Raw genomic sequence first — 13,336 nt, 5'->3', positions numbered from 1 at the left:
AGGAGAGGGTCGGCACCCCCAGTCAGCCTAAACGGGGCGCCGTCAACATTTCTTCCTGTTGTGACACACCGAGCCTATAGCACGCGCATTCGATTTACGGAGGGCGTCCGCCATGTTCACCCGACCGAGTGATCGCGCTAGCGTCGTCCGTGCACCGTCGATCAAGCTGTCGAGCACGTTGTCGATCAGGAGGCCCTGTGTCCGTCCAACGACCCGACCCCGCCCGCGATGCGGCCGCCGTGCAGGCAGCCACCGAACGGCTGATCGAGGCGGTCGCGGCGCTTCCCGCCGCCGCGGTCGCCGAGCCCTCGCTGCTGCCCGGCTGGACCCGCGGCCACGTCCTGGCCCACCTCGCCCGCAACGCCGACTCGCTCGTCAACCTCCTCACCTGGGCGCGCACCGGCGAGGAGACCCCGCAGTACATCAGCACCGAGGTCCGCGACAAGGACATCGCCGACGGCGCGGGCCGCCCGCTCGCCGAGCACCTCGACGATCTGCGGAGCTCCGCCGAGCGCTTCGCGCTGGCCACCGGGGAGATTCCGCCGCAGGCCTGGGCCACCCAGGTCCGGATGCGGTCCGGCAAGGTGATCGCCGCGGCCGAGATCCCGTGGCGGCGGCTCGTCGAGATCAACTTCCACCAGGTGGATCTCGGAATCGGCTGCGGTTTCGACGATCTGCCGGCGGACTTCACCGGGCGGCAGCTCGAGGCGCTCCTCGACGGCCTCTCCGGTCACGAGGGCGTCGCCGCCGTGCGGCTGCACGACACCGGCAGCGGATCCTCCTGGGACCTCGGCGCGGCCACCGAGCCGGAGCTCACCGTCAGCGGCACCGGCAACGCCCTGCTGGCCTGGGTCAGCGGCCGCGCCAAGGGCGACGGCCTGACCACCGTCCCGGACCACCCGCTGCCCGTCCTCCCACCGCTCATCTGACGCCATTGAACTGGGCGCCATTAACCTGGGCGGCATGCCCTATAACGGAGAAGTGAAGGTCGGCGGCGCGCCGGACGTGCACGAGCTCACCGACCTCATCATCACCAAGGTCGCGGTCGGCGCGATGAACAACAACGCGTACCTGCTGCGCTGCCGGGACTCCGGTGACCAACTGCTGATCGACGCGGCCGCCGAGCCCCGGACGCTGCTCGGCCTGATCGGTGACGACGGAATCGCCTCCGTCGTCACCACCCACCAGCACGGCGACCACTGGGGCGCCCTCGCCGAGGTCAAGGCCGCCACGGGCGCGCGCACCTACGCCGGGCGCTACGACGCGGAGGGCATCCCGGTCCCCACCGACGTGCTGGTCGAGGACGGCGACACCATCCAGGTCGGGCGGATCGAACTGACCGCCCGCCACCTGGTCGGCCACACCCCCGGCAGCATCGCCCTCGTCTACGACGACCCGCACGGCCACCCGCACCTGTGGACCGGCGACTGCCTCTTCCCCGGCGGCGTCGGCAACACCCACGACGACCCCGAGGCCTTCACCCGCCTCCTGGGCGACGTGACCACCAAGCTCTTCGACGCCCTCCCCGACGAGACCTGGGTCTACCCGGGCCACGGCAACGACACCTCCCTCGGCACCGAGCGCCCGCACCTCGCGGAGTGGCGCAAGCGCGGCTGGTGATCCGGCGGGGGCGCCCGGCAACGGGCCGGCCCCACCCCGACGGATCCGTGCTGAGTGCGTCCGCCCTGGGTGCGTCGGCCCGGCCCTCAGGACCAGTCCCACGCGATGCCCAGCAGGCCCGGCCGTACCGTCTCCTCCACGAAGTGGACGGTGCCGCGGCCGTTGAGGAGCAGCTCGGCCACCGCCTGCTGGGGGGCGCCCTGGGTGGGCTGTTCGAAGCGGCGGCAGCGGACCGGGAGGGTGGTGGGGGCGAAGGCGGCCTGGAGGACGTACTGGCCGCCTCCGAAGGGGAAGCCGCGGACGTACTCGCCGCTCGGCGGGCCGCTGCCGTCGTCGAAGCCGTAGCCGAGCAGGGCGGTGTCGCCGGCGCGGAGCCGGCCGTCGAAGAGCAGTTCGGCGACGACCACGCCGGACTCCTGGTGCCGTCTGACGCGTCCGACGCGGCAGTTGTCGGCCGCCCGCACCCGGACCCGCTCGACATCGCAGCCGGGGTCCCCGTGGTGGATGGCCACATAGCGGTCCACGCCGTCGCGGTGTGCGCGGACCACATGCTGTGAGTCGTGGGCGAGCAGCTCGCGTGCCTCCCCGATCCGCACCCTCTCGTAGTGCACGACGGTGTGGAGTCCGCCGTCCGCCGGGGAGCCGAGCTCCGCGAGCAGGGTCTCCAGGGCCGCGGCGGGTTCCATCAGGTACTGGTACGAGCGGGCCGGCGGCCGGTCTGGCGTCGTGCGGGGGACGAGCAGCCGGCTCAGGGAGTGCGCGGGCAGTTCCAGGACGTCCTCCAACGCCTGGACGGCGCGCAGCGATTCGGCCCGCTCCGGTCTGCGGATGCCGCTCTGCCAGTAGCTGAGGCTGGTCACGGATACCCGCACGCCGCGCTGCGCGAGCCGGTGCCGCACCCGTTCCAGGGCCAGACCGCGGGCGGCGACGGCCGTCCGCAGCGCGTGGTGGAAGGGCCCGGTGCGCAGCGCCTCGGACAATGCGGTTCTCTGCGACATCGCGCTCCTCCGGCCGCGCGGTCTGTGAACGTTCACCCACGTGGTGGCCGGTACGTCTCGCGGCACGCTGCTGACCTGCTGATCCGCGCCCTGTGTTCACACCCGTACCGCGGGCGTTCACACCTGGCTCGCCCCCACATTGAAGCCCGTTGACCGGTCCCCGACAACACCCGATGCTCTGATCCAGCGTCCGGACGCGCTCCTCCACCCCCCACTTCCCGACAGGGAGGAACGCCATGCTCCATCCCCTCCGCATGCGGTTGCGCGGCCGCGGGCGCCTCGCGGCGGTCGTGCTCGCACTCGCCGCGACGCTCGGCCTCGGCATCACCGGCACCCCCACAGCCGGCGCCGCAACCGGTGCCGCACCCGGTCCCGCGTCCCATGCCGTGCCCCTCGCCGCGCCCCTCTCCGCACCCGCCGCCGCGACCAGCACCCTGGCCGGCGCGAAGCAGCTGAACATCACCATGCAGGCGCAGCAGAACACCAACTGGTGCTGGGCCGCGAGCGGCAACACCATCGCCACCTGGTTCGGCCGCTCCTACTCGCAGAACCAGTTCTGCAACGCGGCCTTCAACCGGGCCCAGGGCTCGACCTGCGGCAACTGGCAGGCGTCGCTGGACAACGTGCAGAGCGCGCTGGACTGGGCCGGCATCAACCCCGGCAGCTACGTCACCGGCTATCTGCGCTACGCCACCGTGCAGAGCGAGATCAGCGCCAACCGGCCGGTGGAGACCCGTATCGCGTGGAGCTCCGGCGGCGGGCACATGCATGTGCTCTACGGCTACGACACCGCCACCAACTTCGTCTACTGGGGAGACCCCTGGCCGTCCAACTACCGCTACAACTGGGCGGATTACTCGTACTACGTCAACAACAGCTCGTTCTCCTGGACCCATTCGCTCTACCGGATCGGAGCGTGAGGCGCCGATGAAGACGAGCACGACACACAAGATCGCGGCAGGCGCCGCCGCCGTGCTGGCGTCCGGCGCGCTCACTCTGGCCGCAGTCCCCGTGGCGCACGCCGACGACACACCCGCCGCTTCCGCCGCTTCCACCTCCACAGCCCCCGCCGCCGCCCGCGAAGCCGCCGCGGCGCCGGCCACCCTCGACACGCTCTCCCGCTTCTTCGCCCGTGACGGCGGCACCGCTCTGAAGGGCGCCACGAAGGCCGCGGCGCCGCACCTCGAAGGCACGACCGTCACGGTCAACACCCTCAACCCCGGCTTCGTCGCGGGGGACAGGGGCGCGGCCGTCGCGCTCCCGGAGTTCGCCGCCACCAAGGCGGTCTCCGCCGACGGGCACACCGCCTCCGTGTGGACGGTGCGCAGCGGGGCCGGCTGGAAGGTGGTGAACATCGCCACCGGGAGCGACGAGACCGACTACGTCGCCAAGGGCGGTGCGCAGCCCGGTTCCACGGTCTTCCGGGAGCCGCAGATCGACGCCTGGTACGTGGTGCGCGGGGGCAGGGTCCTGCCGCTCGATCCGGACGCGGTCAAAGCCGTCGGCGCCGCCGGCACGACCCTGGCCGGCTACCAGCAGCTCGTCCACCGAAGGTACGGGGACAAGCTGCCCGGCTCGGCGTACGACAGGGCGGGCCTGGGCGGCGGCTACGACACGGGGGCTGCCCCCGGAGCCGCTCCCGGGACCGTTCCCGCAGCAGTCGGTCCGGCCGCGGCTCCGGCCGCGGCTCCGGCTGTCGCAGCGGCCCCCGAGGCGCAGGCCGCCGGGGACAGCGCGGCGGACGGGCACCTCGGGAAGGGCGCCCCGCTCGGCGCGGTCGGCGCCGGTCTCGCGCTGATCACCGCCTTCGCCTTCGGCGTACGCCGCCGCACCATGCGGCGTAGCTGAACCGTCATTCCCGGTCCCCGCGCGTGACCCGTGCCGGGACCGGGAATGTCACCGCCCGCCAGTAGGGTGGTGGCATGGCAGACCCCTCCAGTTACAGACCGAAGCCGGGTCAGATCCCCGACTCGCCGGGGGTCTACAAGTTCCGGGACGAGCACGGCCGGGTGATCTACGTCGGCAAGGCGAAGAGCCTGCGCCAGCGGCTGTCCTCGTACTTCCAGGACATCGCCAACCTGCACCAGCGCACCGCCACCATGGTCACGACCGCCGCGTCCGTCGAGTGGACCGTGGTCGGCACCGAGGTCGAGGCGCTGCAGCTGGAGTACTCCTGGATCAAGGAGTTCGACCCCCGGTTCAACGTCAAGTACCGGGACGACAAGAGCTATCCGTCGCTGGCGGTCACCATGGGTGAGGAGTTCCCCCGGGTGCAGGTGATGCGCGGGCCCAAGAAGAAGGGCGTGCGCTACTTCGGGCCGTACGCCCATGCCTGGGCGATCCGCGAGACCGTGGACCTGATGCTGCGGGTCTTCCCCGTGCGGACCTGCTCCGCGGGGGTGTTCAAGCGGTCCGCGCAGATCGGCCGGCCCTGCCTGCTCGGCTACATCGGCAAGTGCGCCGCCCCCTGCGTCGGCCGGGTCACCCCGGACGAGCACCGTGAACTCGCCGAGGAGTTCTGCGACTTCATGGCCGGCCGCACCGGCACGTATCTGCGCCGCCTGGAGCAGCAGATGCGGGAGGCGGCCGGCGAGATGGAGTACGAGCGGGCCGCCAGGCTGCGTGACGACATAGAAGCGCTCAAGCGGGCCCTGGAGAAGAACGCTGTGGTGTTCAACGACGCCACCGACGCCGACCTGATCGCGGTCGCCGAGGACGAGCTGGAGGCGGCCGTCCAGATCTTCCACGTCCGCGCCGGCCGGGTCAGGGGACAGCGCGGCTGGGTCACCGACAAGGTCGAGGCGGTCGACACCGCCGGCCTCGTCGAGCACGCCCTGCAGCAGCTCTACGGCGACGAGAAGGGCGAGGGCGTCCCCAAGGAGGTGCTGGTCCCGGCGATGCCGCAGACCGCCGAGGCGCTCACCCAGTGGCTCGGCGAGCGGCGCGGTTCGCAGGTCAGCCTCCGGATCCCGCAGCGCGGCGACAAGAAGGACCTGATGGTCACCGTGCAGCGCAACGCGCAGCAGGCGCTCGCGCTGCACAAGACCAAGCGCGCCTCGGACCTGACCACCCGCTCCCGGGCGCTGGAGGAGATCTCCGTGGCGCTGGAGCTGGAGACGGCTCCGCTGCGGATCGAGTGCTTCGACATCTCGCACCTCCAGGGTGACGACGTGGTCGCCTCGATGGTGGTCTTCGAGGACGGTCTGGCCCGCAAGAGCGAGTACCGCCGCTTCCAGATCAAGTCCTTCGAGGGCCAGGACGACGTCCGGTCCATGCACGAGGTGATCTCCCGGCGCTTCCGCCGCTATCTGCAGGAGAAGCAGAAGACGGGCGAGTGGGACGTCGGCGCGGCCGGCGGCGAGGTCGGCGCCGAGGGCGGCGAGGCCACCGAGGCGGTGGGCGGGCCCATCGACCCGGAGACCGGCCGGCCGCGCAAGTTCGCGTACCCGCCGCAGCTCGTCGTCGTCGACGGCGGGCAGCCGCAGGTCGCGGCCGCCCAGCGGGCACTCGCGGAGCTGGGCATCGAGGACGTGGCCGTCTGCGGCCTCGCCAAGCGCCTGGAAGAGGTCTGGCTGCCGGACGACGACGATCCGGTGATCCTGCCCCGCACGAGCGAGGGCCTGTACCTGTTGCAGCGGATCCGGGATGAGGCACACCGCTTCGCGATCTCGTACCAGCGCACCAAACGATCGAAATCGATGAAGGCGGGCGCCCTGGACGCGGTGCCGGGCCTCGGCGAGACACGCCGCCAGGCGCTGCTGAAGCATTTCGGCTCGCTCAAGCGGCTGCGGGCCGCCACGGTGGAGCAGATCTGCGAGGTGCCGGGCATCGGCCGCCGCACGGCCGAGACGGTCGCCGCGGCCCTGGCCGGAGCCGCGCCCGCCGTTCCCGCGGTGAACACCGCCACGGGAGAGATCATTGAGGATGAGTAGACGGCCGCACCCGGGGGCCGCCTCAGTGGAACGGGGGAGACAGCGATGACAGAGAACGACGGAGACGGAGCAACCGTGACGACCGGTGGAGCGGGTGAGGCCGCCGAGGCCATCCCCGAACTGGTGATCATCTCCGGCATGTCCGGAGCCGGCCGCAGCACCGCGGCCAAGTGCCTCGAGGACCTCGGCTGGTTCGTCGTGGACAACCTGCCGCCCGCCCTGATCCCCACCATGGTGGACCTCGGCGCGCGCTCGCAGGGCAACGTGGCGCGGATCGCGGTCGTCGTGGACGTCCGCGGCCGCCGCTTCTTCGACAACCTGCGGGAGTCGCTGGCGGACCTCGACACCAAGGGCGTCAAGCGCCGCGTGGTGTTCCTGGAGGCCTCCGACGACCTCCTGGTGCGCCGCTTCGAGTCCGTCCGCCGCCCGCACCCGCTGCAGGGCGACGGCCGGATCGTGGACGGCATCGCCAAGGAGCGCGACCTGCTGCGCGAGCTGCGCGGCGAGGCCGACCTGGTGATCGACACCTCCAGCCTGAACGTGCACGAGCTGCGGTCGAAGATGGACGCCCAGTTCGCGGGCGACGAGGAGCCCGAGCTGCGGGCGACCGTCATGTCCTTCGGCTTCAAGTACGGGCTCCCGGTCGACGCGGACCTGGTGGTCGACTGCCGGTTCATCCCGAACCCGCACTGGGTCCCGGAGCTGCGCCCGTACACCGGGCTGAACGACGAGGTCGCCCAGTACGTCTTCAACCAGCCCGGCGCCAAGGAGTTCCTGGACCGGTACGCCGAGCTGCTGCACATCATCGCCGCCGGCTACCGCCGGGAGGGCAAGCGGTACGTGACCATCGCCGTCGGCTGCACCGGCGGCAAGCACCGCAGTGTCGCGATGTCCGAGCGGCTCGCCGCGCGGCTCTCCTCGGACGGGGTGGAGACCGTCATCGTCCACCGGGACATGGGGCGCGAGTGATCCGGACGGCACGGCGCCTGCGTCGCACGAGCCGTCGCTCCGGAGTACCGCCGAAAGTGGTCGCCCTGGGCGGCGGCCACGGCCTGTCCGCGTCGCTGAGCGCCCTGCGCCGGATCACCGGCGACCTGACCGCCGTCGTCACCGTCGCCGACGACGGCGGTTCCAGCGGCCGGCTGCGCGAGGAGATGGGCGTCCTGCCCCCCGGTGACCTGCGCAAGGCGCTGGCCGCGCTGTGTGGGGACGACGAGTGGGGGCGGACCTGGGCGCAGGTGATCCAGCACCGCTTCGTCAGCAAGGGCGATCTGCACGGACACGCCGTAGGCAATCTGCTGATTGTCGCCCTCTGGGAGCAGCTCAACGACGAGGTCGCGGCACTCGAATGGGTCGGCCGGCTACTGGGTGCGCACGGCCGGGTGCTGCCCATGTCCGCGGTGCCGCTGGACCTCCATGCGAGCGTCCGCGGGCACGACCCCGAGAAGCCCGACGAGACCACCACCGTACGGGGCCAGGCCACGGTCGCCCTCACCCCCGGTGACGTGCAGGAAGTCTGGTTGCTGCCGGCCGATCCGCCGGCCGTTCCGGAGGCCGTCCAGGCGGTCCTGGACGCCGACTGGGTGGTCCTCGGACCGGGGTCCTGGTTCTCCTCGGTGATCCCGCATCTGCTGGTCCCGGAACTGGCCGACGCACTGGTGAACACCCGGGCTCGCAAGGTCCTCACACTGAACCTCGCACCCCAGCCGGGGGAAACCGACGGCTTTTCTCCGCAGCGTCACTTGGAGGTTTTGGCCCGACACGCCCCTAAACTCACCATCGACGTGGTGTTGGCCGATGAGGCCGCCGTGCCCGACCGGGAGAGCCTGGCCCAGGCTGCCGAACGGTTGTGCGGCACGGTCGAGCTGGCGCGGATAGCGGCCCCTGACGGGCCGCGGCACGATCCGGAGCTGTTGGCCACCGCGTATGACCGGATTTTTCGTATGCGTGGAAGGATCGGCCCATGGCGATGACGGCAGCGGTGAAGGATGAGATTTCCCGGCTCCCCGTCACCCGGACCTGCTGCCGGAAGGCGGAGGTCTCGTCGATCCTGCGGTTCGCGGGCGGTCTGCACCTGGTGAGCGGCCGCATCGTGATCGAGGCGGAGCTCGACACCGGGATCGCGGCCCGGCGGCTGCGGAAGGACATCCTGGAGATCTTCGGCCACTCCTCCGACCTGGTGGTGATGGCCCCCGGCGGGCTGCGCCGCGGCAGCCGGTACGTGGTCAGAGTGGTCGCCGGCGGTGACCAGCTGGCGCGGCAGACGGGTCTGGTGGACGGCCGCGGCCGCCCCATCCGGGGCCTGCCCCCGCAGGTCGTCTCCGGCGCCACCTGTGACGCCGAGGCGGCCTGGCGCGGCGCCTTCCTGGCCCACGGCTCGCTCACCGAGCCGGGCCGCTCCTCGTCGCTGGAGGTCACCTGCCCCGGCCCCGAGGCAGCGCTGGCGCTGGTCGGCGCGGCCCGCAGGCTGCAGATCCCGGCCAAGGCCCGCGAGGTGCGCAACGTCGACCGGGTCGTCGTACGGGACGGCGACGCGATCGGCGCGCTGCTGACCCGGCTCGGCGCCCATGACTCCGTCCTGGCCTGGGAGGAGCGCCGGATGCGCCGCGAGGTCCGGGCCACCGCCAACCGGCTGGCGAACTTCGACGACGCGAACCTGCGCCGTTCCGCGCGGGCCGCGGTCGCGGCCGGCGCCCGGGTGCAGCGTGCCCTGGAGATCCTCGGCGAGGAGGTCCCCGAGCACCTCGCGGCGGCCGGCCGGCTGCGGATCGAGCACAAGCAGGCGTCGCTGGAGGAGCTGGGCTCGCTCGCCGAGCCGCCGCTGACCAAGGACGCGGTCGCCGGCCGCATCCGCCGGCTGCTGGCGATGGCCGACAAGCGTGCCTCCGACATGGGGATGCCCGGCACCGAGGCGAACCTCACCGAGGAAATGGTCGGCTGACCGCGCCGCCGTTCACCCACCGCACGCCCCGGTGTTCCGCACAGGACACCGGGGCGCGGTGCGTCCGGCTGCCGCCGCCGCGGCGGAACCGATGGGAAGCCCAACCGCCGTGCGGACGCGGCCCGGTGGCGGCGCCGAACGGTTTGTTGAATTGTGGGACCGGCCGTCTCAGCATCCGGAGCGGTTACCGACGGCCTCCACGGTGACACTCCGTGACAGGCGGGGTGAACTGGGAAAACGGCCGCTGAGCGGGCGCTCAGAGCCCGTCCGGGCGCCGTCGATGTCACTGGGAACACGTGGGCGAGGTAGGGTCGTGGGTGGTCGGGGACATCCCATATTTCGCAGCCGGAGTGTATTCCGGCACATCAGCGAGGAGATCGGTTCGTGACGATCCGGGTAGGCATCAACGGCTTCGGTCGTATTGGTCGCAACTTCTTCCGTGCCGTGCTTGAGCAGGGCGCGGACATCGAGATCGTCGGTGTCAACGACCTGACCGACAACGCGACCCTGGTGCACCTTCTTAAGTACGACAGCATCCTGGGCCGTCTCAAGGCCGAGGTCACGCACACCGACAACACCATCACCGTCGGCGGCAAGACCTTCAAGACGATGGCGGAGCGGGACCCGGCGAACCTGCCGTGGGCCGAGCTCGGCGCGGACATCGTCATCGAGTCCACGGGCTTCTTCACCAAGCGCGACGACGCCGCCAAGCACCTCGCGGCCGGCGCGAAGAAGGTCCTCATCTCGGCTCCGGCCAAGGACGAGGACATCACCGTGGTCATGGGCGTCAACCACGAGAAGTACGACGCGGCGAAGCACAACATCATCTCCAACGCCTCGTGCACCACGAACTGTGTGGCGCCGATGGCGAAGGTCCTCCTGGAGAACTTCGGCATCGTCAAGGGCATGATGACCACGGTCCACGCCTACACGAACGACCAGAAGATCCTGGACTTCCCGCACAGCGACCTGCGCCGTGCGCGGGCCGCCGCGATCAACATCATCCCGACCTCCACGGGTGCCGCCAAGGCCACCGCGCTGGTCATCCCCGAGCTCAAGGGCAAGCTGGACGGCACCTCGCTGCGCGTCCCGGTCCCGACCGGCTCGATCACCGACCTCGTGGTGACCGTCGAGCGCGACGTCACCAAGGAAGAGGTCAACGCGGCCTTCCAGAAGGCGGCCGAGGGCCAGCTCAAGGGCATCCTCGAGTACACCGAGGACCTCATCGTCTCCACGGACATCGTCAACGAGCCGGCCTCGTGCACGTTCGACTCGCAGATGACCATGGTCCAGGGCGACCAGGTCAAGATCTTCGGCTGGTACGACAACGAGTGGGGCTACTCCAACCGCCTGGTGGACCTGACCACCTTCGTCGGCGGCCAGCTCTGAGTCACGGCCTAGCCACGCAGATGTGAGTGACAGGGCTCGGCCGACGCGATGACGCGTCGGCCGGGCCCTGTCCCTTGTCGACCACGAGGAGCCCACCGGATATGAAGACGATCGACGACCTCCTGAACGAGGGACAGGTCGCGGGCAAGCGGGTGTTCGTCCGCGCCGACCTGAACGTGCCGCTCTCCGGCGACACCATCACCGACGACGGCCGGATCCGCGCCGCCGTCCCGACCATCACCAAGCTCGTCGCCGCGGGCGCGAAGGTGATCGTCGCCTCCCACCTGGGCCGCCCCAAGGGCGAGCCCGACCCGCAGTTCTCGCTCGCACCGGTCGCCGTACGCCTCGGCGAACTGCTCGGCACGGACGTCGTGTTCGCGGCCGACACGGTCGGGGACAGCGCGCAGGCGGCCGTGGCCGGGCTGGCCGACGGTGGCGTGGTACTGCTGGAGAACCTGCGGTTCAACGCGGGCGAGACCGCGAAGGACGACGGCGAGCGCGGCGCCTTCGCCGACCGCCTGGCATCGCTCGCGGACCTCTACGTCGGTGACGGCTTCGGCGCCGTGCACCGCAAGCACGCCTCCGTGTTCGACCTCCCGGCGCGCCTCCCGCACGCCGCGGGCGGTCTGATCGCCACCGAGGTCGACGTACTGAAGAAGCTCACCTCCGAGGTGAAGCGGCCGTACGCGGTCGTGCTCGGCGGGGCGAAGGTCTCCGACAAGCTCGGCGTCATCGACCACCTGCTGGAGAAGGCCGACCGGATCCTGATCGGCGGCGGCATGGTCTTCACCTTCCTCAAGGCCCAGGGCCACGAGGTCGGCAAGAGCATGCTCCAGGAGGACCAGATCCCGGTCGTCCAGGAGTACCTCAAGCGCGCCGAGGCCAAGGGCGTGGAGTTCGTACTGCCGGTCGACGTCGTCGCCGCCGGCGCGTTCCCCGACCTCAAGGCGCAGGCGCCGACCAACCCGGTGACCGTGGACGTCGACGCCATCCCGGCCGACGTGATGGGCCTGGACATCGGTCCGGAGTCCGGTGCGCTCTTCGCCTCGAAGCTCGCCGACGCGGCCACCGTGTTCTGGAACGGCCCGATGGGTGTCTTCGAGCACCCCGACTACGCCGAGGGCACCCGCGCGGTCGCCCAGGCACTGATCGACAGCCCAGCGTTCACCGTGGTCGGCGGCGGTGACTCGGCCGCGGCCGTGCGCATCCTCGGCTTCGACGAGAACGCTTTCGGCCACATCTCGACCGGTGGCGGCGCGAGCCTCGAATACCTCGAGGGCAAGACGCTCCCCGGCCTCGCCGCACTGGAGGACTGACCCAGCATGAGCACCCGTACCCCGCTGATGGCCGGCAACTGGAAGATGAACCTCAACCACCTCGAGGCCATCGCGCACGTCCAGAAGCTCGCCTTCGCGCTCACCGACAAGGACTACGACGCCGTCGAGGTCGCCGTCCTGCCGCCCTACATCGACCTGCGGTCGGTGCAGACCCTCGTCGACGGCGACAAGCTGAAGATCAAGTACGGCGCCCAGGACCTCTCCGCGCACGATTCCGGTGCGTACACCGGTGAGATCGCCGGATCGATGCTGGCCAAACTGAAGTGCACGTTCGTGGCCATCGGTCACAGCGAGCGACGCCAGTACCACGGTGAGGACGAGGAACTCGTCAACGCCAAGATCAAGGCCGCCTACCGGCACGGGCTGACCCCGATCCTGTGCGTCGGTGAGGGCCTGGACGTCCGCAAGGCCGGTCAGCAGGTCCCGCACACCCTCGCCCAGCTCGACGGCGCGCTGCGGGACATCCCGGCCGAGCAGGCCGAGACGATCGTCGTCGCGTACGAGCCCGTGTGGGCGATCGGCACCGGCGAGGTCGCCACCCCCGAGGACGCGCAGGAGGTCTGCGGTGCCATCCGCGGCCGCCTCGCCGAGCTGTACAGCCAGGAACTGGCCGAAAAGGTCCGTATCCAGTACGGCGGCTCGGTCAAGTCCGGAAACGTCGCGGCGATCATGGCGCAGCCGGACGTGGACGGCGCCCTGATCGGTGGCGCGGCGCTCGACGCGGAGGAGTTCGTCAAGATCGTCCGCTTCCGGGACCAGTAGGACCAGCAGGCGGTGGGCCTAGCGGGCCCGCACGAAGTACCCTGTCGGGGCCGGACCGGCGCACTGGCGCCCGGTTCGGCCCTGCGCCGTCCATTTGTAGTCGAGAGAGTTGGTCCAGCCGTGGTAGTCGGGTTCTCCATCGCCCTCATCATCTTCAGCCTGCTGCTTCTGCTGCTGGTGCTGATGCACAAGGGGAAGGGCGGCGGCCTCTCGGACATGTTCGGTGGTGGCATGCAGTCCTCCGTCGGCGGCTCCTCGGTGGCCGAGCGCAACCTCGACCGGATCACCGTGGTGATCGGTCTGTTGTGGTTTACGTGCATTGTCGTACTTGGTCTGGTGCTCAAGTTCCAGAAGTAA

At 70.8% G+C, this 13,336-nt stretch carries 13 protein-coding genes; 12 read left to right on the top strand and 1 reads right to left on the bottom strand.

The window, feature by feature from the left end; genetic code table 11:
- The first annotated feature begins 197 nt into the window (after positions 1–197).
- A complete protein-coding gene (locus LNW72_RS11705) occupies positions 198–929 on the top strand; it encodes a maleylpyruvate isomerase family mycothiol-dependent enzyme (RefSeq protein ID WP_250975341.1) in 732 nt (243 codons plus the stop codon).
- A 34-nt stretch (positions 930–963) separates the two neighbouring features.
- On the top strand, positions 964–1,620 hold the full coding sequence (locus LNW72_RS11700; protein ID WP_250975340.1) for an MBL fold metallo-hydrolase: 657 nt from the start codon (positions 964–966) through the stop codon (positions 1,618–1,620).
- Between the two features lie 86 nt (positions 1,621–1,706).
- Here LNW72_RS11700 and LNW72_RS11695 read toward each other — a convergent pair whose 3' ends face one another.
- A complete protein-coding gene (locus tag LNW72_RS11695; RefSeq protein ID WP_250975339.1) occupies positions 1,707–2,618 on the bottom strand; it encodes a hypothetical protein in 912 nt (303 codons plus the stop codon).
- A gap of 236 nt (positions 2,619–2,854) precedes the next feature.
- Between LNW72_RS11695 and LNW72_RS11690 the strand changes: the two genes are divergently transcribed.
- From LNW72_RS11690 to secG, 10 genes are all read left to right on the top strand, one after another.
- On the top strand, positions 2,855–3,538 hold the full coding sequence (locus LNW72_RS11690) for a papain-like cysteine protease family protein (RefSeq protein WP_250975338.1): 684 nt from the start codon (positions 2,855–2,857) through the stop codon (positions 3,536–3,538).
- Positions 3,539–3,545: 7 nt separating this feature from the next.
- Positions 3,546–4,466, top strand: a complete 921-nt coding sequence (locus tag LNW72_RS11685; protein ID WP_250975337.1) for a hypothetical protein — start codon at positions 3,546–3,548, stop codon at positions 4,464–4,466.
- 74 nt (positions 4,467–4,540) lie between these two features.
- A complete protein-coding gene (gene uvrC, locus LNW72_RS11680; RefSeq protein ID WP_250975336.1) occupies positions 4,541–6,550 on the top strand; it encodes an excinuclease ABC subunit UvrC in 2,010 nt (669 codons plus the stop codon).
- 45 nt (positions 6,551–6,595) lie between these two features.
- Positions 6,596–7,519: an RNase adapter RapZ gene (gene rapZ, locus LNW72_RS11675; protein ID WP_250975335.1), complete on the top strand. Its 924-nt coding sequence runs from the start codon at positions 6,596–6,598 to the stop codon at positions 7,517–7,519.
- Complete coding sequence (yvcK, locus tag LNW72_RS11670; protein WP_308401922.1) at positions 7,516–8,523, top strand: uridine diphosphate-N-acetylglucosamine-binding protein YvcK; 1,008 nt, start codon at positions 7,516–7,518, stop codon at positions 8,521–8,523. The genes rapZ and yvcK overlap by 4 nt, the downstream gene beginning before the upstream one ends.
- Positions 8,514–9,491 (top strand): DNA-binding protein WhiA, encoded by a 978-nt coding sequence (gene whiA / locus LNW72_RS11665; protein WP_250975334.1) that lies wholly within the window; start codon positions 8,514–8,516, stop codon positions 9,489–9,491. Before yvcK ends, whiA begins: the two co-directional genes overlap by 10 nt.
- A 384-nt stretch (positions 9,492–9,875) precedes the next feature.
- Positions 9,876–10,880, top strand: a complete 1,005-nt coding sequence (gene gap / locus LNW72_RS11660; RefSeq protein WP_138356328.1) for a type I glyceraldehyde-3-phosphate dehydrogenase — start codon at positions 9,876–9,878, stop codon at positions 10,878–10,880.
- Between the two features lie 101 nt (positions 10,881–10,981).
- Positions 10,982–12,196, top strand: coding sequence for a phosphoglycerate kinase (gene pgk, locus LNW72_RS11655; RefSeq protein WP_250975333.1), 1,215 nt, complete (start codon positions 10,982–10,984; stop codon positions 12,194–12,196).
- Positions 12,197–12,202: 6 nt separating this feature from the next.
- Positions 12,203–12,979, top strand: coding sequence for a triose-phosphate isomerase (gene tpiA, locus LNW72_RS11650; RefSeq protein ID WP_250975332.1), 777 nt, complete (start codon positions 12,203–12,205; stop codon positions 12,977–12,979).
- Positions 12,980–13,099: 120 nt separating this feature from the next.
- Positions 13,100–13,336 (top strand): preprotein translocase subunit SecG, encoded by a 237-nt coding sequence (gene secG / locus LNW72_RS11645; protein ID WP_138356331.1) that lies wholly within the window; start codon positions 13,100–13,102, stop codon positions 13,334–13,336.

The sequence above is a fragment of the Streptomyces sp. RKAG293 genome (assembly GCF_023701745.1).
Taxonomy (GTDB): Bacteria; Actinomycetota; Actinomycetes; order Streptomycetales; family Streptomycetaceae; genus Actinacidiphila.
The sequence above is the reverse complement of the archived record's forward strand: the minus strand, read 5'-3'. Positions and strand labels throughout refer to the sequence as shown.

What these genes read in the sequence shown, in the direction of transcription:
- LNW72_RS11700 (WP_250975340.1), top strand. Translation starts at nt 964, where the DNA reads ATGCCCTATAACGGAGAAGTGAAGGTCGGCGGCGCGCCGGACGTGCAC.
- LNW72_RS11695 (WP_250975339.1), bottom strand. Translation starts at nt 2,618, where the DNA reads ATGTCGCAGAGAACCGCATTGTCCGAGGCGCTGCGCACCGGGCCCTTC.
- LNW72_RS11690 (WP_250975338.1), top strand. Translation starts at nt 2,855, where the DNA reads ATGCTCCATCCCCTCCGCATGCGGTTGCGCGGCCGCGGGCGCCTCGCG.
- LNW72_RS11685 (WP_250975337.1), top strand. Translation starts at nt 3,546, where the DNA reads ATGAAGACGAGCACGACACACAAGATCGCGGCAGGCGCCGCCGCCGTG.
- uvrC (WP_250975336.1), top strand. Translation starts at nt 4,541, where the DNA reads ATGGCAGACCCCTCCAGTTACAGACCGAAGCCGGGTCAGATCCCCGAC.
- rapZ (WP_250975335.1), top strand. Translation starts at nt 6,596, where the DNA reads ATGACAGAGAACGACGGAGACGGAGCAACCGTGACGACCGGTGGAGCG.
- whiA (WP_250975334.1), top strand. Translation starts at nt 8,514, where the DNA reads ATGGCGATGACGGCAGCGGTGAAGGATGAGATTTCCCGGCTCCCCGTC.
- pgk (WP_250975333.1), top strand. Translation starts at nt 10,982, where the DNA reads ATGAAGACGATCGACGACCTCCTGAACGAGGGACAGGTCGCGGGCAAG.
- tpiA (WP_250975332.1), top strand. Translation starts at nt 12,203, where the DNA reads ATGAGCACCCGTACCCCGCTGATGGCCGGCAACTGGAAGATGAACCTC.